This window comes from Parafilimonas sp. (assembly GCF_047606085.1).
In the GTDB taxonomy this organism is placed as follows: Bacteria; Bacteroidota; Bacteroidia; order Chitinophagales; family Chitinophagaceae; genus Parafilimonas.
The window spans coordinates 1-21422 of record NZ_JASGEX010000046.1; the positions used below are offsets into that span (position 1 = coordinate 1).

Below are 21422 nucleotides of genomic sequence, written 5' to 3' on the forward strand. Positions count from 1 at the left end.
CAATCACCATTGCCATTTTTAAATAGAAAAAATTGGATGATTTCGCTGAATTTGATGTCAAAGCCAATAAAAAATAGCTGTTTTTGCTACTATACAAAATTCCTGAAATCATTTCTAGACAGCTTCTCAGGCTTCAAATAATGTTCCCGGTACCGGCCTGACGCTTTTGAAGACCTCAAAGGCGTCAGGCCGGTATGTTTTAAAAATTCACCAATCAACATTCGCAAAGCAAGCCATGCCTTAAATTGATATTTTTACGCCTTTATCAATACATACAAGTATGGCATCAGGCTTTTTCGCAATTCTGGATGATATAGGAGCGTTAATGGACGATGTGGCGGCGGCAAGCAAAGTGGCTACAGGCAAAACAGCAGGCATACTGGGCGACGACCTGGCCGTTAATGCAGAAAAAGCTACCGGTTTTTTGTCTTCAAGAGAACTGCCTGTGTTATGGGCCATCACCAAAGGCTCTTTGCTGAATAAGGCGATCATTATTCCCATAGCCATCATGCTCAATATCTTTTTTCCTGCAGCCATAAAACTGATACTGATTGCAGGCGGGTTATACCTGGCTTATGAAGGCGTTGAAAAAATTATTGAATTTCTTTTTCACCGTCCTGCAAAAGCCCATGAAGTGATGAAGCAAAAAGAAGAAAACAACAGTGATGCAGAAAAAGCCAAAATCAAATCGGCCATATCAACAGATTTCATTCTTTCTATAGAGATCGTGATCATTGCGTTGGGAACTGTCTTAGATAAAAGCTTAGCCGTTCAGGCAGTAACAGTTGCCATAGTTGCCCTGCTAGCCACCATTGGCGTATATGGCATTGTAGCGCTTATTGTAAGAATGGACGATGCCGGGTATAAACTTATCAGGCATGCAGGCAGCAAAGGCTTTTTATCAAAACTGGGAAATTTATTAGTAAGGGCTTTACCGGTTATTATTAAAATCTTAGGCGTTGTTGGCACAATTGCTTTACTAATGGTTTCAGGCGGCATCTTTATTCATTATGTTGATTATTTCCACCACTTGTTCCCGGGCATTCCATCAATTATAAAAGAACTGTTATTTGGTTTAGTTGCCGGCTTAATGGCCATGGCCATTATAACAGGCGGCAAAAAAGCATTTGCATTAATCAGGCGCTGATACAATCAGGTTTTTGATATTTTTCGCACAGCGCAAAAAAGCGCACATAAAAACAATAAGCCTCTGCCGGTTCTGTTTTCTCCATGCTACACCTTTTAAACATAGGGCGCCTCAATGTCATTAACTTAAGAGCTTCTACGTTTGTTTATAGTTCATGTGAAATTTTTTCTTTGGGAACTTTGTTCGTTTAAATTTTCGTCCGGGCCTCACCGCTTCGGTAGAACTGAATAATCTGCGATAACGCCTTTTCACAGCTTGTGTAATGGTGCCGCTTATAAAGAAAGATACTACTGTTTTGCGCATACTAAAGATAGCTTCGGTAAAATTGACCTGATGGTGGTATTTGACCTTTACCCCTTCCTTTTTTAAGGCCTCATTAATAGGGCGCACAGCTACTGCGGTAGATTCATTATAAACAACTTCACATAAAAATCCTGTAATACCGAACGCCGGGATTTGCCCGAAAAATTCTCTACGCACACTTTATGCTTAAAGCTCTTATAGCTGTCCTCTATTGGCCAGCGCAAACCATAGAGCTCTTTAAGATCAGCCACACTAAAGGCTTCGGTATTGGTAAAAGAGGTGAGCAGTATTTCTGTTTCGCCACTTTCTAATTCTATACGGGCAAGGCGCACCTGTATGTGTGCTTGGGTAATGCCGGGCTCTGCTGCCGCCTGCTTATCCTTAGCAGGCAGCGTAAGCGTTATAAGCCCGCTTTGTTCCCCGCTATTGTAAAACTGCTCTATTACTTTCCACCAGTCTTTTTTCATGCGAAAACAAAAATGCGCCCCTCGCCGAGCCAGATAAAACATAAGCAGATGAGCGGCGTAGTAACGGTCAAAAACCAACACATCATTGCTGCGCAGGTTCAGCTCCGGCAAGGCTTTCCAAAGCATGGACGTTTCTGATGATGGCATAGTGCCTAATGCACCATGAAGGGTAATGTGGTTGAGCGTATCATAAAGGGTAAGCATACGGCCCATACAGATTTCTTTGCCATCTGAACGGGTTTTAAACACGCCATACGCCTGCTTTATCTCATTACTATTGGGCAGTTCGGCTGTGCTGCCATCAGCAGCCAGTACCCGCAGCCCATGCCAGCGGCTATAGTCTGCCGTTTCATAAAATTTATCACATACTATCTGGCATAACTCTTCAAATGCTGACGGATTTAGCTTCCTGCGGGCTTTGCAGAATGCCGCCTTGCTTACTTCAGGTATGCTTCCACCCTCTGATTCCATGGCCTCTGTAAAGCAGGCGATCTCACGCTGTAAAGATTTTTGAAGATTGCGCATCAGAAATACAAGCAATACCCTGAAACTAAATACCCTATGTCTTGTAAAGGACGCTGCTGTGTCCTTGTGTTTGCAATTGAATGCTGCATCTTCTGTCCTGATATTTAATGTTTGAATAATCTCCGATAGGCTCTTGTCTGTAAATTCTGAAAGAAAATAATCCCTTATATCTTATACTGTACAAAATAACAGCCTTTTTCCAAAAAACCTTAAGTTAATGACATTGCATAGGGCCTTCTTAATGCCTGCATGTATAAATTGCAATAACAATTATACCAATAACCAGTATAGACAGAAACAGGATGATCTTCTTTTTTATCTGAAAATTGAATTGCGGATCGTTCATAATACCTGGTGCAAAGGTAAATGAAACCTGTCTTTGGCAATAGTAAAGGTTATCTGAATTAATGCAAATCATGAGATAAGTGTATTCGCATTCCCCTTCTTCGGCCCGCCCGCTTCGCGTGCGGGCCGCCGTACCTGGTACATGTGGGCAATGCGGCAATGAAAATTTTAATGATTTTTCCACAGCTTTCAAATGGCTATTTACAACCATAGCGCTGGCCTTAATTTCAATATTTTGATGGAATAAACGGCATAATTATTTCAGCATGATTGGTTGCGAATAGTCTGAGCGGAGCCGAAGACTATTCGTATTGATCGAAGTCGAAATAATTCAATTAACACGCAGATATTTATACACAATCCTGTTGATTTAGCTTTGCTCAACAACAATTGCTGAATTAAAAACAAAAACATGATCGCCACCATCACCATCAACCCGGCTTTGGACAAAAGCGCCTCCGTAGAAAAAATAATGCCTGAAAAGAAATTGCGTTGTTCGCCTGTCTCTATTGAAGCCGGCGGCGGAGGCATCAACGTAAGCAAGGCCATTCAAAAATTAGGCGGAAAAAGCCTGGCCGTTTTCCCTGTTGGCGGCACCAATGGCGAGGTTCTCAGGAAACTGCTGGATAAAGAAGGTATTGTTTACAAAAACCTGCCCGTTGCTTCAGAAACAAGAGAAGCGATTACCATACAGGAAACTTCATCCAATGCACAATACCGTTTTGTAATGCCGGGCCAGGGGCTTACGGAAACAGATATTGAAAATTTTCTGCGCCTCATCCAGTCCCTGAATCCTTTTCCTGATATTATGGTGGCAAGCGGCAGCCTGCAGCCCGGTGTGCCCGATAATTTCTTTGCCAGCTTATCAAAACTCGCAAAACAAAAAGATATAAAATTTTTTGCCGACACATCAGGCGAACCGTTAAGGCTTGCGGTGCAGGAAGGTGTTTATCTTTTAAAACCTAACCTCTCTGAACTATGTTCGCTGGCCGGCAAATCTTATCTTGAATTAAGCGAGGTGGATGAAGCCGCAAAACATTTAATCAGCAGCGGCCGGTGTGAAGTGATCGTAGTATCTATGGGACCGGCAGGCGCTATGCTGGTAACAAAAGACAGGCTTGAAAAAATAGCTGCGCCTACCGTAAAAAAAAGGACGACCGTGGGCACCGGCGACAGTATGGTTGCCGGCATGGCCTGGATGCTTGAACAGGGTAAATCCCTCTCCGAAATGGTGCGCTTTGGTGTGGCCTGCGGCACCGCCGCCACTATGAATGCAGGCACACAATTATTTAAAAAAGAAGATGTATATAAATTATACGATTGGATAAACAGGAACAGCGAAAAATAACAGGAACGCTTCCACCGCTTACAGGATTAAGCCGTTGCCTTTGGCCTTAATACCCAAATACGAAAATAAAATCTTCTGCGGTGGCTGGTTTATATTTGATAGCATAACAAAGCGGCCTATCTGAACAGCAACAGCGCAATGATAAGCGTGAATATTACATTAAATAATTGCGCAATAAGAAAAGCATACAACGGTTTCCGGTTACTGGTATTGGCAAGGTCTGAAAACCTGGTTTCCAGGCCTATGCTTGTAAAAGCAAGCGCAAACCATAAAGATTGCAGGTGCTTAAGCGGGTTTTTTACCTGGCTTATTAATTCCTCATCTATCACAAAAGAAAACAGCACCGAAGCGGCTATAAAACCAATTACAAATTTTGGAAAGCGTTCCCATATTGTTTTCAATGTTGGCTTCTCCTGTTCTTTGCCCGCGGCTTTGGAATATGTCCAATATACCGAAATAGCAAAAGCAGCTATGCCCAATAATACATTCTGTGAAAACTTAACGATGGTGCTTATTTTCAGGGCCGTTTCCCCCACCATGGTGCCCGAAGCCACTACAGCGCCGGTAGTATCAATAGTGCCGCCAAGCCATGCACCGGTAACTTCCTGCGAAAGCCCCATCCATGCGGCTATATAGGGCATGGCTATCATCATAGGCACAGCAGTTACCAGTACCAGCGATATTACATACGACAGCTTTTTAGTATCGCCCTTAATAGCGCCTGCCGTTGCAATGGCCGCCGAAACACCGCAAATAGAAACGGCGCTTGCCAGCATCATCGTCATTTCGTTATCTATTTTCAGTTTCCGGCAAACCCAGTAAGCAAAATACCATACGGCAACCACTACAAATAAAGCCTGCACCAATCCTAAAACACCAGCCTTTAATATATCTGAGAATATGATGCTGCAACCCAGCAATACCAAACCCACTTTCACAAACAGTTCCGTTGACAAACTTTCCTTCAGCCATGGAGGCAATGAAAATATATTACCAATAAACAACCCTATGGCAAGGCTGAATATAACCGTTTCAAGATTCAATGTTTTTACAAAACCATTGCCTGCTATTATCATAGCGATCACTGTAATAATATAAACCAGCGTAAATGTGGCCATGAAATATTGTAAAGGCTTACGCGTAAGCCATGCGCCGGCAACAGCAATGATCAATACAAAAACAAACTGCCAAAGCACATTCATTAAATTGGCGCCGGTAAATATGCGCAACGATAATTCACCGGCATTCTCCCAATTGTAATTGGCAGCCTGCACCGGATATATGCCCGTTGCAACAACAACTATAATAATGGCCGCGAGTATAACGGCAACCCAGTCTTCTGAAATAAAAAGCTTTTGTTTATTCATATAACAGCCTGGTTAAGAAATTTTTTCGCATATAAACAGGCTTCGCAATATAGCAAACATCCTGTTTAAAATAATAGGGAAAAGGCAACTAACAGGCACGTATAAAACCATTATCATAAAGCCAATTATATTTCGATATCATTTTGTTTATTGAAGGAATATTTATAAAGCTCCTTTCTCCCGGGAAAGCCTTTCTGGCGGCAGACGGGAGATTCAGGATGAGATCAAACAGGGCTAAGCAAGCGGTATTGAATTGTATATGCAATCGCATAAGTATTAACTTGCAGCAATGCAGTTGCCCGTTTATCTTGATAATAATTCCACCACACCCGTTGACCCGCGTGTGCTTGATACGATGCTGCCTTATTTCACCCGGCAATTTGGCAATGCCGCCAGCCGAACCCATGCGTATGGCTGGGCCGCATCAGAGGCAGTAGAACAGGCGCGGCAACAGCTTGCATCGCTCATTAATTCACATCCTAAAGAGATTATTTTTACTTCAGGCGCTACTGAAAGCATCAACCTTGCCCTTAAAGGCGTGCATGAAACTTACAGCAGTAAAGGCAATCATATCATTACTGTTTCAACAGAGCATAAAGCTGTTTTAGACACCTGCAAACATTTGGAGAAACTTGGCGCTGCCATAACTTATCTTCCTGTAAACAACGAAGGCCTTATTGATATGGAGGAGCTTGAAAGCCATATTAAACCCGCTACCATTTTAATTGCCGTAATGCATGCCAACAATGAAACCGGCGTTATTCAGCCCATACAAAAAATTGCAGCCGTTGCAAAGAAGCATAACGTTTTATTTTTTTGTGATGCGGCGCAGGCTGCAGGTAAGATTCCGGTTAATGTAATCCAGGATGATATAAGCCTTCTCTCCTTCTCCGCCCACAAAATGTACGGCCCCAAAGGCGTTGGCGCTCTGTATGTGCGGCGTAAAGATCCGCGGGTCAGGCTTATTGCACAAATGGATGGCGGCGGGCATGAAAATAATATGCGCAGCGGCACATTGAATGTGCCGGCCATCGTTGGCTTTGGCAAGGCCTGTGAACTATGTGCCATGGAAATGAATGCGGAAGCAGAACGGTTGCGCATACTGCGCAACCGTTTTGAAAACACTTTGCTGCCATTGGATAATGTTTTTGTGAACGGCAGCATACAACATCGTTTGCCGCATGTTACCAACCTTTATTTTGAAGGCGTTTCTGCCAGTCGCTTATTAACAGGCTTCAGTAAAAGTATCGCCGCTTCATCGGGTTCGGCCTGTACGTCTGCATTGGTTGAACCTTCGTATGTTTTGAAAGCTTTGGGTATGGGTAATGAACGGGCTAATAATTCCCTTCGTTTTGGATTGGGAAGGTTTACGGATGACAAGCAGATAGATTATGCCATTAAGATAATGACTGAAACCATTAAAAAGCTGCGCAAAGAATGGCATCCTTAAATGTATCACTTCAGTTTATTGCATCTGCGCATGTAGAGAGATACTGCGGGAAGCAGCGGTTAAAGGAACAACAAGTGCCATCTGCACGGCCCCCATTAATGTAACGGGCAATAAATATAGGCTCTCAAAAATATTTGCCCTGAAGGCCTTAGCTATTTGTAAGCACATATTTTTTATGCTTAGTACCGGCATTTAATAACAGCATGCCGGCAAACATGATGGCTGCAGCGCCCAGCAGCGTCTCATTTATATAAGGAACGCCGGTGTAAGTGATGGCATCAAGCCCCTGCATCATTAATAAAATTTCGCTTATAACAATACCTGCAATAAACAACCAGATGCCCCGGGCCATTTGTTTGGTATAAAAAAATATTGGTTGTATAAAGTTACATGGGACTGCTTCTTGTATTTGCTCATCCTTCAAATCTACAATTCCGTCTCAGCCTGCAGCACATTACCACCGCCTTCGGCGGTGGGTTTCTGAGTTTCACTAAAAAAAACAACAGGTTATCATAAATAATCAAATTCCAATGCCTTCACGTTTGACGATTTACAAATTTTTAATTGTTGTTTTGACAATTAAACATTATCCCCTATCTTGCTCCCTTAACGCAGGTTTTGCGATATGAATAAAAATACCTCGTATGTTATTGGTGTGGACTATGGAACAGATTCAGTCCGTTCCATAATTGTAGATACAGCAACAGGAGAAGAAATGGCGGCTGCCGTTTTTTATTATCCCCGCTGGAAAGAACAGTTGTATTGCGATGCATCTGAAAACCGTTTCAGGCAGCACCCGCTGGACTACATTGAAGGGCTTGAAGAAACCATTAAAAAATGTTTGCTGCAGGCCGGCCCTAATGTGGCTGCTAACATAAAAGCCATATCGGTTGATACTACCGGATCTTCACCTGTTCTGGTAAATAAAGAAGGAATGCCCCTGGCGCTTACAGCCGGCTTTGAAGAGAACCCCAACGCCATGTTTGTTTTATGGAAAGACCATACGGCTGTAAAAGAAGCGGCTGAAATAAATGAACATGCCAAAAAATTTGATGTAAACTACCTGCAATATGTAGGCGGCATTTATTCTTCTGAATGGTTTTGGGCAAAGCTCTTGCATGTGTTGCGTGAAGATGAAAGTATAAGAAACGCTGCTTATTCGCTGGCTGAACATTGCGACTGGATACCGTTTCTTCTAACAGGCGGCAATGATGTTTCCGCTATGAAAAGAGGTATATGTTCTGCAGGCCATAAAGCTTTATTCGCAGAGGAATTTGGCGGCTTTCCGCCGAATGAATTTTTTAAATCGTTAGACCCGTTGCTCGATGGTTTTACAGCGAGGCTTTTTGATAAAACCTATACAGCATCGGAAAGCGCCGGCACACTTTCAAAAGAATGGGCTGAACGGCTGGGTTTGTCAACCAGTGTGGTGATTGGCATTGGCGCTTTTGATGCGCACATGGGCGCTGTGGGCGGGCAAATAGAACCGTATTATGTAAGCAAAGTAATGGGCACATCAACATGCGATATATTGGTTGCCCCTGAAGCCGATGTGCAAGGCACTTTGGTGAAAGGTATTTGCGGGCAGGTGCATGGTTCTGTTATTCCAGGTATGCTGGGTTTGGAAGCAGGCCAGTCAGCATTTGGCGATGCGTATGCCTGGTTCAGGAATTTACTGATGTGGCCTTTGAAACAAATGCTTGCTCAAAGTGAGATTGCAGATGCAGATGTAAGCAAAAAAATAATTGAAGAAAGTGAAGGCAAACTGATTGCGGAACTATCAAAATATGCAGCGCAGCTTGGCGTACAGGAAGACGATGAACTGGCAGTTGACTGGTTTAACGGCCGCAGGACACCCGATGCTAACCAAATGCTGGAGGGCGCTTTTTATGGCTTAAGTTTAGGCAGCAATGCACCGCGTTTATTTAAAGCCGTTGCCGAAGCTACCTGCTTTGGCGCAAGGGCTATTGTAGAAAGGTTCAGGGAAGAAAAAATTGAAGTGCGGGGTTTGATTGGTGTTGGCGGCGTTGCCAAAAAATCGCCGTTTATTATGCAGATGATGGCCGATATAATGCAGATGCCCATCCGCATTCATAAAAGCGAACAAACCTGCGCCGCAGGCGCAGCCATGTTTGCTGCAACAGCAGCAGGCTTGTATGATAAAGTGGAAGATGCCATGGCTGCTATGGGCCGCGGTTTTGAAACAGCGTATTTTCCCGATGCAGCCAAAGCGGAAGTGTATAATAAACGGTATGAGAAATATAAAGCGTTTGGGAAACTGGTTGAGGGAATGACAGGTTAACCTCACCCCCAACCCTTCTCCTTTTGAGAGGGGCAAGAAGTATTTATTTTTCGTGTTTCTATAAATTATCAGGGGTTTGCAAGTCCTCTCCTTTGGAAATGCGAAGCATTCATAAGCACAATTAAAAAAATAAATATGCAGCGCATAAAGGATTTAGGTGAGGTCAAAATGTGAAATGCAATACGGCCGGAATAAGTAACCAATGCAGAATCTGAGGACTACGGCCGCCATAAAAATATGCAGTACAAGGGAGCCCGCGATTAAAATCGGGATAGATGACACAACCCTGCCTGCACGAACTGCGTTCACAGGGAAGCTTAACCGGAGTTCCATAGGCTGATAACCAAAAAAATAAATCAAACAATTTTCAATAACAACCTTGCTTATACAATGAAAAAAATTGCCGCAACATTTTTTATTGCTTATCTCTCCATCGCTGCTTTTTCGCAGCAAACGGTAAGCATGCAGGTAAATGCCAATGCCGGCAAAGACAAGATAAGCCGTTTTATTTACGGCCATTTTGCAGAACACCTCGGCCGCTGTATTTATGATGGTTTTTACCTTGAAGATTCAACGATAAACGTGCTGAAGCAAGGCCGCATACGGCTTGATGTGGTGAATGCATTGAAGGAAATTAATATTCCCTTATTGCGCTGGCCGGGCGGCTGTTTTGCTGACAGGTATAACTGGAGCGATGGCATTGGCCCGGTGGCTAAAAGACCGATGCGCATCAACTCAACCTGGGGCAATGTGCCTGAAGATAACAGCTTTGGCACCGATGAATTTTTGCAGCTTTGCGGCCTGCTAAACTGCGAGCCCTACATTGCCGGTAATGTGGGTACAGGCACGCCGCGTGAAATGATGGACTGGATTGAATACCTGAACTTCGGTGGTAAAAGCGCTCTATCTGAAATGCGCCGCGCCAACGGACATACGAACCCTTACAAAGTTTCTTTCTGGGGGGTGGGCAACGAAAGCTGGGGCTGTGGCGGCGACATGACGCCGGAATATTACGCCGACCTCTATAAACGCTATGCTGCGTTTTGCCTTGACTATCCCGGCACTCCTTTAAAGAAAATCATGAGCGGCGCCAATTCTGATGATTATAACTGGACGGAAGTGTGCATGAAGAATGTAAATCCCGGGCAGTTATGGGGCATTTCCATGCACTACTATACCCTCGTTAATAATTGGGAACATAAAGGCGCCGCCACCAATTTTAAGGAAGATGAATATTTTAAAGGGCTGAAAAACTGCCTGCATATTGAAGACCTTATCAATAAGCACAGCGCCATCATGGATAAATACGATCCTGGGAAAAAAGTGAGCCTGTGCGTTGATGAATGGGGCATCTGGACAGATGCGGAACCTGGCACCAACCCGGCATTTTTATACCAGCAAAACAGCCTGCGCGATGCATTGATTGCCGCATCCTCACTAAACATCTTTAACAAACATTGCGACCGCATAAGAATGGCCAACCTTGCACAAACAGTAAATGTATTGCAGGCGCTGGTGCTTACGCAAAAAGAGAAAATGGTGCTTACACCAACATACTATGTTTTTGATCTGTACAAATATCACCAGGATGCAACTTTATTGCCCGTAAACTTTTTCAGCCCTGATTATAAATATGGCAATGAAAGTATTCCGGCCGTTAATGCATCAGCATCAAAAGACAGCAACGGCGTTATTCATATAACATTGGTGAACATTGATCCAAAAAATAAAATAACGGTGAATGCAGATTTGAGTGGCGCTGCATTTAAAGCCGCGGAAGGGCAAGTGCTTGCATCCGGGAGTTTTGCTGACGTAAATACATTTGATAAACCGGATAAGGTAAAGCCTGCGGCGTTCAGTGATTTTAAAAAGAATGGGAATGATTTAAGCGTGAACCTTCAGCCAATGAGCGTAACATTGATTACATTGAAATGATTGGTTACGTGAAGCGTCAATCGTGAAACGTGAATGTAAGGGCGTGAAGGTTTGAAGTGTATAACAATTTGTAACATATTGAAACCCTTTGCCGGGTTGGGTTCCGGCTCCCTCTCCTTTGGAGAGGGCTGGGGTGAGGTCTAAAGTTGTTTGATTTTTGTTTGGTTACCGGCAGAGGAACAAATGGCATCCCTGCCTGCATGACACAGTCAGGCAGGGTTCCTTGCGTCGCAACACTTGTGCTGCATATTTTCATGGCAGCAATGGGTTGCGGTTCAAAGCGCTTTTTAAATGGTTAATCCAAACAATTTTTAAAAAAAACAATCAGTTAATAAACGTGTTAATAAGAATAATCAATCATTGCTGTCCGGATAACTTGGGCTAAAGCCCATTGTGCAAGGTTTCAGATATATAACCACAGGCTTAAGCCTGTGGTTAGTGAAAAGCAAGCCCATAAAGGGCTTTAGCCCAAAAGAAAATATTTTAGCCGGGCAACAACAATAATCAATCTTCGAAGTTTTCACGTTTGACGAAACAAATAAACGCATGAGCAAATACACACACATACAGGAAGAAGCTTTTGAAGCCAATATGCAGTTGCCGGCTTTGGGTTTGGTATTATTTACATTTGGAAACGTAAGCGCCGCAGACAGAAGCCTCAGCGTTTTTGCCATTAAGCCAAGCGGTGTTCCGTATGAAGATTTATCGCCGGAAAAAATGGTGATTGTTGACTTTGACGGCAAAACGGTGGAAGGCAGTCTTCGCCCTTCATCAGACACAGCAACACACGCTGTTTTATACAAGCATTGGGAAAAAATAAACGGTATTGTGCATACACATTCAACGTATGCCACCGCTTGGGCACAAAGCCTGCGCGATATACCCATTTACGGCACCACGCATGCCGACCATCTTACAGCCGATGTGCCCTGCGCCGCACCCATGAGCGATGATATGATTAAAGGCGATTATGAATACGAGACAGGTTTCCAGATCATCAATGCATTAAGGGAAAAGAACTTAAGCTATACTGATGTGGAAATGATTTTGGTGGGCAATCATGCGCCGTTTACCTGGGCTAAAACAGCCGCAAAAGCCGTATATAACAGTGCCGTGCTGGAGCAGTTGGCAAAAATGGCTTTCATAACAGAATCTGTTAATACAAATGTTTTACGCATGAAAGATGCATTAATCAACAAGCATTTTGAAAGAAAGCATGGGCCAAACAGTTATTACGGACAGGCGTGACGTCAAACGTTAATCGTGAATGCGAGGGCGTGATGATCTTAAATTCAAAATTGAATTCTAACATTAAAAATTAAAAAAACAAACAGAATAATAAACGTGTACGCAAACAAAATCAAATTCCGAAGGTTTCACGTTTGACGATTCACGTTTGACGAAATAAAAATGAAAAGGCTACTAACATTCCTTTTTTGCTTCATCTCCATAAGCGGCTTTACACAAGCATCAAAACCTCCTCTCGGCTGGAACAGCTATAATTGTTTTGGCTCGGCTGTGCATGAAGATGAAGTGAAAGCAAATGCTGGTTATATGGCGCAGCATTTAAAGCAATATGGCTGGCAATATATTGTGGTTGATTTTTTATGGGCGTATGATAACCCGCCATACAGCAAAATCGGTAACCCTTTCCAGGAACGTTTGTACGATGGTTCATACATTCCCTGGCTGGCAATGGATGAATACGGCAGGCTTATGCCGCAGGCAACAAAGTTTCCTTCTTCATTCCAAAACAAAGGCTTTAAACCGCTGAGTGATTATGTGCATTCATTAGGTTTAAAATTTGGCATTCACATTATGCGCGGCATACCAAGACAGGCGGTTTGGGCAAAAACAAAAGTGCTGGGCGCTGATGGCATTACAGCCGATATGATTGCCGATACCACATCCAAATGCGAATGGATGAACCACATGTATGGCCTGGATATGAACAAAAAAGGTGCGCAGGAATATTTGAATTCATTGCTTCAATTATACGCTTCATGGGATGTTGACTTTATAAAAGTGGATGATATTTCCCGCCCTTACCATAAAGCAGAAATTGAAGGTTACAAAAAAGCGATTGACAATTGCGGCAGGCCAATTGTTTTAAGCATATCGCCGGGCGCAACGCCGGTTGCAGATGCAGCGCATGTAAAACAGTTTGCCAATATGTGGCGTATGGCCGATGATTTTTGGGATAACTGGAAAGAGATAATCGCCATGATGAATTATGCCAAACAATGGCAGGGCGCTGGCGGCCCTGGTCATTGGCCGGATTGTGATATGCTGCAGGTTGGCAAGTTATCAAAACGCGGCCCGGTTGGCCCCGAACGGTACAGCCGCTTTACAGATGAAGAATTAAAAACGCATATTACTTTTTGGTGCATTTATCAGTCACCATTAATGATGGGTGGCAACATGCCTGAAAACAGGCCGTATGATGACAGCTTATTAATGAATGAAGAAGTGCTTTCGGTTGATCAAAACGCCCTTTATCCGCAATGTATTTTTATGGACAGCACAAAGGCAATATGGGTTTCGCATGTAGCCGGCAGCAACGATGTAAATATCGCTTTATTCAATTTAAAAGATGAGCCCGCTGCTGTCAGCATTGATTTTGCCGGTATTGGTTTAAAAGGCAATGTGCTGTTAAGAGACCTTTGGCAGAGAAAGGATTTAGGTACATTCAAAAACAAATTCGGCTACACAATAAATGCACATGGCAGTTTATTATTGCGTGCATCATCAATAAAAAAATAAAAATTATATCCTAAAAATTGTAACGATGATTGATTTAAAAAACCTTGAAATATGGTTCATTACCGGCAGCCAGCATTTATACGGAGAAGAAACTTTAAAGCAGGTTGCTGCACACTCGCAGGAAATTGTGAATGGGATGAACGCATCTAAAAAAATCCCGTTTCCTGTTGTTTTAAAACCAACTGTAAAAACACCGGAAGAAATTGTTGCCGCCATTAAAGAAGCAAACGCTTCAGCCAATTGCATCGGCATTATTACCTGGATGCACACCTTCTCTCCTGCCAAGATGTGGATCAATGGCCTGAAGATTTTGCAAAGGCCTTTGCTGCATTTGCATACGCAGTTTAACCGCGATATTCCATGGAGTTCTATAGATATGGATTTTATGAACCTGAACCAAAGCGCCCACGGCGATCGCGAATTTGGTTTTATGGTTAGCCGTTTGCGCATGGAAAGAAAAGTGGTAGTGGGTTATTGGAAAGATGACGACACTTTTAAAAGCATTGAAACATGGGCGCGTGCCGCTGCAGGCTGGCACGACTGGCAGGGCGCTAAGTTCCTGCGCCTTGGCGATAACATGCGTTATGTTGCCGTTACCGATGGCGATAAAGTGGAAGCAGAATATAAGTTCGGCTTTTCAGTAAATACGTATGGCATTGGCGATCTTGTTGCAGTTATCAATAGCATAAGCGATGCTGATGTTAATAAGCTTATACAGGAATATGAAGACAGTTATGTACTGGCTGATGCATTAAAAAAGAAAGGCAAACAACGCCAGTCATTAAAAGATGCAGCGAGAATTGAACTGGGTTTGAAAACTTTTATGGAAGCTAATAACTTCAAAGGCTTTACCGATACGTTTGAAGACCTGCATGGCATGCTGCAACTGCCCGGCATTGCTGCGCAGCGTTTAATGAACGAAGGCTATGGCTTTGCCGGCGAAGGCGACTGGAAAACCGTTGCATTGGTACGTGCTATGAAAGTAATGGCGCATGGCCTGAAAGGCGGCAACAGTTTTATGGAAGATTATACCTATCATTTTGAAAAAGGCAATGAGATGGTGCTGGGTTCGCACATGCTGGAAATCTGTCCTTCTATCGCCAATAAAAAACCTTCCTGCGAAATTCATCCGCTGGGCATTGGCGGCAAAGCAGACCCGGTAAGACTTGTATTTGATGTGGATGGCGGCGCTGCATTGAATGCCTCCATCATTGATATGGGCAACCGTTTCAGGATGCTGGTGAATACAGTGGAAGCAGCGAAGCCAAAACATAAATTGCCAAAGCTGCCGGTGGCAAGGGTTTTATGGAAGCCCATGCCCGATATGAAAACCGGTTGTGCAGCGTGGATATATGCCGGCGGTGCGCATCATACCTGCTATAGCCAGAACTTAACCAGCGAACATCTGGAAGATTTTGCGGCCATGGCAGATATTGAATATGTATTGATAAATGAGAACACAAAATTATACGATCTAAAAAACCAGTTAAGGTGGAGTGAAGTTTATTACAGGTAAACTGTATTTGTATTAGATTGCACTCCTGATATTTTATAACCAACCAATTACTTAACGATTGAATATACCATGAGCAAGCTACTCTTCCAGGACAAACTGATCTTTGTCATTTATTTCATTATTGTTGCCAGCTATGGCTATTATATCTACCGCAAAAAAAAGAAAGCGGTTACAGCCACGCATGATTTTTTCCTGGCCGAAGGCTCGCTTACCTGGTGGGCAATCGGCGCGTCGTTAATTGCCTCCAATATTTCTGCAGAGCAGTTTATTGGCATGAGCGGTAATGGCTTTACCATTGGCATTGCAGTTGCCGCTTATGAATGGATTGCAGCCATTGCTTTGATAATTGTTGCCGTATGGTTTATACCCATTTACCTCAGGAACAAGATTTATACCATGCCGCAGTTCTTAAAAACGCGGTACAATGAAACCGTGGCATTGATAATGGCTATCTTCTGGCTGTTCTTATATGTGTTTGTAAACCTTACGTCCATCCTGTTCCTCGGTGCGGTGGCCATTAATAATTTAACGGGCGGCACGGAAAACAATTTTCATATCATCATCATTGCCTTATCCATTTTTGCCATCCTCATTACATTAGGCGGCATGAAGGTTATTGGTTTCACTGATGTTATACAAGTGCTTGTGCTCATCATTGGCGGGCTTGCCACTACTTATGTTGCCTTAACGGTGGTGAGCAAAGAATTTGGTTATGGTGAGAATGCGCTTGCCGGCTTTAATGCACTGATTAAAAATGCACCGGACCATTTCCACATGATCTTTAAAAAGCCTGATGCCGGTTCAACACAGCATGAAGTGGATAATTATTTAACCATACCCGGCTTATTATCGTATGCCTGCGGTATATGGATAGTGAATTTGAATTATTGGGGCTGTAACCAGTACATTACACAACGTGCATTAGGCGCTAACCTCGAAACAGCGCGTAAGGGTATTTTATTTGCAGGCTTTTTAAAATTACTGATGCCTGTAATTGTAATGCTGCCCGGCATTGCGGCTTATGTGCTGCACCAGAAAGGTTTATTGCAGGCTGAAATGCTGGCCAACAGCAAAAACGGTCAGGTTGTTTCTGATAATGCCTATTCGGCAATCCTTGGTTATTTGCCCAATGGTTTAATCGGCCTTTCACTGGCTGCTTTAACGGCTGCCATCGTAGCTTCATTAGCCGGCAAGGCAAACAGCATATCAACCATCTTTACTTTAGACATTTATAAAAAGTATATTAATAAGGAAGCGTCTGAACAAAAAATGGTTTGGACAGGCCGTATAACCATTCTTGCAGCCGTTATTATCTCTATCATGCTTACCTGGCACGATTCATTAGGCATTGGCGGCGAAGGCGGCTTTACTTTCATCCAAAAATATACAGGCTTTGTAAGCCCGGGTGTGCTGGCCATATTTTTACTCGGCTTTTTCTGGAAGCGCACTACCGGTGCTGCGGCCGTTGCCGGTGTAATTGTTGGTTTCTTATTGTCGGTATTGTTTAATGTTTATGCGCCATCCTGGTTCGGGCCGGATACATTGCTGTACACCGCCTATAAAAACAGTGCCGGCAATTATGAAATACCCTTCCACATTTGCATGGGGCTGGCCTTTGTTTTTACTGTAATCATAATGGTATTAATAAGCCTGGGCGGGCCAAAAGTGAATCAGCATGCATTAAAATTAGACAAGGCTATGTTTAAGGTAAGCCCGGGAGTGCTGGCAATGATCGTAATTACCTTATTGATCATTTCTTTACTCTATGTAAGGTTCTGGTAAATTATAAATAACGTATTTTAAATATTTTAAAGCGTTCACCCGGGCTAATCGCTACTTCACCTGTTTTTCTTTCGGGCGTATATCAAATTATATTTATTTTGTTTGCATTATTTAACACTTAAATTAGTACTCTATGAAAGTATTAAAACCTGTAGCGGTTCTGTTGCTTTGTACAGCTCCTTTTTTTGCATTAACTGCAAAAGCCGGTTCCCAGCAAGATTGCGATCCAAAAGCCCCCATTGATGGCGGCATATCCCTCTTGATTGCAGCTGGCGCGGCTTTTGGCGCTAAAAGCGTTTTTAACAAAGGCAGTAAAAAAAACAACGAATCTGAGGCATGATGGTATTGAAAAAATACTATCAAAGAACCACCCAGGTTCCGCAAACAGTAAAATCCTTTTTAATTAAGGGATTTTTACTGTTTGTTCTGTGGAAGGCCATTTACCTCTTATTTTTGCTGCCGTCCCGGACGCTGGATAAACCGCTTACCGGTTTTACAGCCATAAACGCAGCACGGGTATTAAACACACTTACAAATACCAAAGACTTCACTGTTAAACCTGAAACAGATGAATATAACGATAATGGCTTTGTTGAACTACAGCCCATGGAATCCATATATTATCATCAGCACAGGGTTTTGTCAATAGCCGATGTTTGCAATGCCCTTGAATTGCTTGTTTTATATGCAGGCTTTATTATTTGTTATCCCTCAGGCCTGAAGCGGAAAATAGCATTTATAACAGGCGGCATTATTTTTATTTGCTGTATCAATGTTTTAAGGTGCGCCGGTTTAACCTGGATTTTTATGCATTATCCAAACTACGGCGATTTCTCCCATCACTTTGTTTTCACATTTATTGTATATGCTTTTATCTTTCTGCTCTGGCTCTGGTTTTCAAAAAAAACAGGAAAGAATGCAGAAGCTTAATAAGAATCAGATATTTTTTACCAGCCTTTTTTTAATAATTCTCGTTTATATACTTTACGGAATTTATTTTGATCTTACTTCTGTACCAAATATCCCGGGCAAATGGAAACATGCCAACAAATTTCTTTTTGTACTGATCATTTATGGAACAGGTAGTTTTGCCTTAAAACAATTTACCGTTAAATGGATGATGCAGGTTTGGCATCTTATTCATGTCATTTTTATCTTCATCTTGCTGGTAATTGGCTTGTACGATTGGATAGCCGGCGGCATTACCGGTAAAATAAGAAACGTAGCCAATGCCCTTTTTGAATTTTTGATTTCTCCCGCTTTATATGTTTGCATGGGTATAATACAATTCAGGTTGTTCAGGAACAGAGAAGATTAAGCGCACTATTTCAAACTTTATCAGCCAGTAAGGAGAGAAAGACGATGGGCAGATAAATGTAGCTGCTGAACATGACGCGCCTGGCGGCTATGGCATTTAATTCAGTTAATAATCTTATGCATTGAATTAACAGAAAAATATTGGCGGCCAGTACAATCCATAAACTTACCATACCGGTTACATGGAGATAATACGGCAGCATTCCAACCGGTATCATTGCAATGGTATATAAAACACTTTGCAGGGCCGTAAATTTTGTAGGGCCTTCATTGGATGGCAGTAATTTAAACCCTGCCTTTGCATAATCTGTAAATGCAAGCCAGGCAATAGCCCAGAAATGCGGGAACTGCCATAAAAACTGTATGCCGAATAAAGCCCAGCCTGCTGCATTGGAATAACTTACACCGTTTACCGTAAAAGTTTTAAACGGGCTGATAATGCCTGTTGCAGCTACCCAGCCTATCAGGCAGGGCAATGCGCCCGGAAATGCGCCTACCAAAACAGCTATGGAATTTCTTTTCTTCAGGGGCGTATATATAAAGGCATACAGAAATGTGCTGGATACAGACAGCCATGCGGAGGCAGGATTAAAAAACACATACATGATCACAATACCTGCTGTACCGGTAATAAAAGCAAAAGTAAAGGCCTCATTTACGCTCATCCTGCCGGCGGCCACAGGCCTTTTGGCGGTACGTTTCATTAAAGCATCCGTATCTTTTTCCACAGCCTGGTTAATGGCGTTGGCGCTGCCGGTTATCATTAACCCAGCTACAAACAGAAGAATTATATACAGCCAGTTGTATTCGATAATATTGGGTGAAGTGAGATAGCATAACACGCAGGTAAAAACAACTGTGAAGCTTAGCGTAAACTTCATAAGCTGAAAATAATCCTTCGCTTTTGCAACTATATTGTATGAAGAGACCGTACTGTTTTTCACGGGGCAAATGTCTGATAAAAAAAATGTCCCGAAGAAATTTTCGGGACATAATATAATGTTTGAAAAATATTAATGCAATGCCTCATTTTCTGCCACAGGCACATTTTGCGGAATGAATTCACGGCCATCCTTACCATAATCATAAGCCCAGCGATGCACTTCAGGTATTTCCCCGGGCCAGTTGCCATGTCCGGGATTGATTGGTGTAGTCCATTCCAGTGTATTTGAGCTCCACGGATTCTGCACGGTAACCTTTCTTCCTTTAAAAATAGAATAAAAGAAATTGAAAAGGAACAATAACTGCACGGCAAAAACAATCATAGCCACGGTGCTTATAAACCTGTTTAAGTTGCCGAACTGGTTAAAACTTACCCATGTTGAATAGTCGTAATAGCGGCGCGGCATACCGGCAAGGCCTTCATAGTGCATCGGCCAGAAGATAAGGTAAGCGCCGATGATCGTGATCCAGAAATGGATATAGCCAAGTGTGTTATTGAGATAACGGCCATACATTTTAGGATACCAATGGTAAATACCTGCAAACATGCCGAACATAGAAGCCACACCCATTACAATATGAAAGTGCGCAATTACGAAATAAGTGTCATGCAGGTGAATATCCAATGCTGAATTACCTAACCAGATACCGGTTAAACCACCGGAAATAAATAAGCTCACAAAGCCGATGGCAAATAACATAGCCGGTGTAAACCGTATGTTTCCCCGCCACAACGTAGTAAGCCAGTTAAATACTTTAATAGCTGACGGCACCGCAATTAACAATGTAAGCAATACGAATATGGAACCGAGGAACGGGTTTAAACCGCTTACAAACATGTGGTGCGCCCATACAAGGAATGAAAGTATGGCAATTGCGAACAACGAAGCCACCATGGCCATATAACCAAATATCGGCTTGCGTGCATTGGTTGATATAATTTCTGATACCATACCCAGTGCCGGCAACAATATAATATATACTTCCGGGTGGCCAAGAAACCAGAATAAATGCTGGAAAAGAATAGCGTTACCGCCTTCATTTGGCAGGGCTGTATTCGTTGTTGCAACAAATATGTCTGAAAGATAGAAGCTCGTGCCAAAATTACGATCGAATATAAGCAGTATAAACCCGGATAAAAGCACAGGGAATGAAAGCACACCTAAAACTGCTGTAAAAAACAATGACCAGATCGTAAGCGGGAGGCGCGTCATGCTCATGCCTTTGGTACGCATATTCAACACAGTAACAATATAGTTAAGCCCGGCAAACAACTGCGATACAACAAACAGCGCCATGGCAATCAGCCACAAATCCATACCATGCTGGGAGCCGGGAGAAGCATCATGCAAGGCACTTAACGGCGGATAAGCCGTCCAGCCACCGCTGAATGGGCCTGTTGAAACAAATATGCTTGATACCATTACCATGCTGGCAATGAAAAAGAACCAGTAGCTAAGCATGTTCATTAAAGGAGAAGCCATATCCCTGGCCCCAACCTGCAAAGGAATAAGGAGATTGGCAAAAGTCCCGCTTAAGCCGGCTGTTAATACAAAGAAAACCAATACAGTTCCATGTGTTGTAACCAAAGCATAATATGCCTGCTGCGTAAGGTGCCCGTTTTCAAACCACCATTTGCCAAATAAATCCTGCAGCCACATAAAACTTTGTTCAGGATAACCCAACTGCAGCCTGAACAATACAGACATTAACCCGCCAATAATACCCCATACCATACCGGTAATAAGAAATTGCTTGGCAATCATCTTATGGTCCTGGCTAAATACATACTTAGTAATAAAGCTTTCATGATGGTGATGGTGCACATGCTCGTCATGATGATGCACTTCCACCGGAACATTTACCCCTGTTTCTGTGTGCATTGATGCTTCGTTACTCATAATAATCTATAT

General features: G+C 42.8%; 17 protein-coding genes. 12 read left to right on the plus strand and 5 right to left on the minus strand.

The window, feature by feature from the left end:
- The first annotated feature begins 280 nt into the window (after window positions 1-280).
- Window positions 281-1147, plus strand: coding sequence for a DUF808 domain-containing protein (locus QM629_RS03830; RefSeq protein WP_415157365.1), 867 nt, complete (start codon window positions 281-283; stop codon window positions 1145-1147).
- Window positions 1148-1539: 392 nt separating this feature from the next.
- On the opposite strand, the gene QM629_RS03835 is transcribed toward QM629_RS03830, so the two are convergent.
- Window positions 1540-2610, minus strand: a complete 1071-nt coding sequence (locus tag QM629_RS03835) for an IS4 family transposase (protein WP_415157421.1) — start codon at window positions 2608-2610, stop codon at window positions 1540-1542.
- Window positions 2611-3199: 589 nt separating this feature from the next.
- Here QM629_RS03835 and QM629_RS03840 point away from each other — a divergent pair.
- Window positions 3200-4135 (plus strand): 1-phosphofructokinase family hexose kinase, encoded by a 936-nt coding sequence (locus QM629_RS03840; protein WP_415157367.1) that lies wholly within the window; start codon window positions 3200-3202, stop codon window positions 4133-4135.
- A gap of 116 nt (window positions 4136-4251) precedes the next feature.
- Here the strand turns inward: QM629_RS03840 and QM629_RS03845 are convergent, their stop codons facing one another.
- Window positions 4252-5502: a YeiH family protein gene (locus QM629_RS03845; protein WP_415157369.1), complete on the minus strand. Its 1251-nt coding sequence runs from the start codon at window positions 5500-5502 to the stop codon at window positions 4252-4254.
- Window positions 5503-5791: 289 nt separating this feature from the next.
- Here QM629_RS03845 and QM629_RS03850 point away from each other — a divergent pair, with 289 nt between their 5' ends.
- On the plus strand, window positions 5792-6952 hold the full coding sequence (locus QM629_RS03850; protein WP_415157371.1) for a cysteine desulfurase family protein: 1161 nt from the start codon (window positions 5792-5794) through the stop codon (window positions 6950-6952).
- Between the two features lie 148 nt (window positions 6953-7100).
- On the opposite strand, the gene QM629_RS03855 is transcribed toward QM629_RS03850, so the two are convergent.
- Window positions 7101-7304 (minus strand): hypothetical protein, encoded by a 204-nt coding sequence (locus QM629_RS03855; RefSeq protein ID WP_415157373.1) that lies wholly within the window; start codon window positions 7302-7304, stop codon window positions 7101-7103.
- Window positions 7305-7577: 273 nt separating this feature from the next.
- On the opposite strand from QM629_RS03855, the gene QM629_RS03860 reads away from it, so the two are divergent.
- The 9 genes from QM629_RS03860 (at window position 7578) to QM629_RS03900 (ending at window position 18568) form a co-directional block, all read left to right on the plus strand.
- Window positions 7578-9254: a ribulokinase gene (locus QM629_RS03860; protein WP_415157375.1), complete on the plus strand. Its 1677-nt coding sequence runs from the start codon at window positions 7578-7580 to the stop codon at window positions 9252-9254.
- A 390-nt stretch (window positions 9255-9644) separates the two neighbouring features.
- On the plus strand, window positions 9645-11189 hold the full coding sequence (locus QM629_RS03865) for an alpha-N-arabinofuranosidase (protein WP_415157377.1): 1545 nt from the start codon (window positions 9645-9647) through the stop codon (window positions 11187-11189).
- Between the two features lie 546 nt (window positions 11190-11735).
- On the plus strand, window positions 11736-12437 hold the full coding sequence (locus QM629_RS03870) for an L-ribulose-5-phosphate 4-epimerase (RefSeq protein ID WP_415157379.1): 702 nt from the start codon (window positions 11736-11738) through the stop codon (window positions 12435-12437).
- Between the two features lie 162 nt (window positions 12438-12599).
- Window positions 12600-13952, plus strand: a complete 1353-nt coding sequence (locus tag QM629_RS03875; protein ID WP_415157381.1) for a glycoside hydrolase family 27 protein — start codon at window positions 12600-12602, stop codon at window positions 13950-13952.
- A gap of 25 nt (window positions 13953-13977) precedes the next feature.
- Window positions 13978-15468, plus strand: a complete 1491-nt coding sequence (gene araA, locus QM629_RS03880) for an L-arabinose isomerase (RefSeq protein WP_415157383.1) — start codon at window positions 13978-13980, stop codon at window positions 15466-15468.
- A gap of 69 nt (window positions 15469-15537) precedes the next feature.
- Window positions 15538-17250: a sodium:solute symporter family transporter gene (locus QM629_RS03885; protein WP_415157385.1), complete on the plus strand. Its 1713-nt coding sequence runs from the start codon at window positions 15538-15540 to the stop codon at window positions 17248-17250.
- A gap of 133 nt (window positions 17251-17383) precedes the next feature.
- The gene (locus tag QM629_RS03890) at window positions 17384-17590 is read left to right on the plus strand and encodes a PID-CTERM protein-sorting domain-containing protein (RefSeq protein WP_415157387.1); all 207 of its coding nucleotides are present in this window, start codon (window positions 17384-17386) and stop codon (window positions 17588-17590) included.
- The gene (locus tag QM629_RS03895; protein WP_415157389.1) at window positions 17587-18180 is read left to right on the plus strand and encodes a hypothetical protein; all 594 of its coding nucleotides are present in this window, start codon (window positions 17587-17589) and stop codon (window positions 18178-18180) included. The genes QM629_RS03890 and QM629_RS03895 overlap by 4 nt, the downstream gene beginning before the upstream one ends.
- Window positions 18167-18568: a hypothetical protein gene (locus tag QM629_RS03900; RefSeq protein WP_415157391.1), complete on the plus strand. Its 402-nt coding sequence runs from the start codon at window positions 18167-18169 to the stop codon at window positions 18566-18568. The genes QM629_RS03895 and QM629_RS03900 overlap by 14 nt, the downstream gene beginning before the upstream one ends.
- 10 nt (window positions 18569-18578) lie before the next feature.
- Here QM629_RS03900 and cyoE read toward each other — a convergent pair whose 3' ends face one another.
- Together cyoE and QM629_RS03910 are read right to left on the minus strand one after the other, a co-directional pair.
- On the minus strand, window positions 18579-19511 hold the full coding sequence (cyoE, locus tag QM629_RS03905) for a heme o synthase (protein WP_415157393.1): 933 nt from the start codon (window positions 19509-19511) through the stop codon (window positions 18579-18581).
- A 69-nt stretch (window positions 19512-19580) separates the two neighbouring features.
- Window positions 19581-21410: a cytochrome c oxidase subunit I gene (locus QM629_RS03910; protein ID WP_415157395.1), complete on the minus strand. Its 1830-nt coding sequence runs from the start codon at window positions 21408-21410 to the stop codon at window positions 19581-19583.
- Between the last annotated feature and the right edge of the window lie 12 nt (window positions 21411-21422).

Bases quoted from the DNA above. Each gene is read 5' to 3' on its own strand.
- QM629_RS03885 (WP_415157385.1), top strand. From the start codon at position 15,538: ATGAGCAAGCTACTCTTCCAGGACAAACTGATCTTTGTCATTTATTTC.
- QM629_RS03875 (WP_415157381.1), top strand. From the start codon at position 12,600: ATGAAAAGGCTACTAACATTCCTTTTTTGCTTCATCTCCATAAGCGGC.
- QM629_RS03855 (WP_415157373.1), bottom strand. From the start codon at position 7,304: ATGGCCCGGGGCATCTGGTTGTTTATTGCAGGTATTGTTATAAGCGAA.
- QM629_RS03830 (WP_415157365.1), top strand. From the start codon at position 281: ATGGCATCAGGCTTTTTCGCAATTCTGGATGATATAGGAGCGTTAATG.
- QM629_RS03910 (WP_415157395.1), bottom strand. From the start codon at position 21,410: ATGAGTAACGAAGCATCAATGCACACAGAAACAGGGGTAAATGTTCCG.
- araA (WP_415157383.1), top strand. From the start codon at position 13,978: ATGATTGATTTAAAAAACCTTGAAATATGGTTCATTACCGGCAGCCAG.
- QM629_RS03845 (WP_415157369.1), bottom strand. From the start codon at position 5,502: ATGAATAAACAAAAGCTTTTTATTTCAGAAGACTGGGTTGCCGTTATA.
- QM629_RS03860 (WP_415157375.1), top strand. From the start codon at position 7,578: ATGAATAAAAATACCTCGTATGTTATTGGTGTGGACTATGGAACAGAT.
- QM629_RS03895 (WP_415157389.1), top strand. From the start codon at position 17,587: ATGATGGTATTGAAAAAATACTATCAAAGAACCACCCAGGTTCCGCAA.
- QM629_RS03840 (WP_415157367.1), top strand. From the start codon at position 3,200: ATGATCGCCACCATCACCATCAACCCGGCTTTGGACAAAAGCGCCTCC.
- QM629_RS03870 (WP_415157379.1), top strand. From the start codon at position 11,736: ATGAGCAAATACACACACATACAGGAAGAAGCTTTTGAAGCCAATATG.
- QM629_RS03900 (WP_415157391.1), top strand. From the start codon at position 18,167: ATGCAGAAGCTTAATAAGAATCAGATATTTTTTACCAGCCTTTTTTTA.
- QM629_RS03850 (WP_415157371.1), top strand. From the start codon at position 5,792: ATGCAGTTGCCCGTTTATCTTGATAATAATTCCACCACACCCGTTGAC.
- QM629_RS03865 (WP_415157377.1), top strand. From the start codon at position 9,645: ATGAAAAAAATTGCCGCAACATTTTTTATTGCTTATCTCTCCATCGCT.
- QM629_RS03890 (WP_415157387.1), top strand. From the start codon at position 17,384: ATGAAAGTATTAAAACCTGTAGCGGTTCTGTTGCTTTGTACAGCTCCT.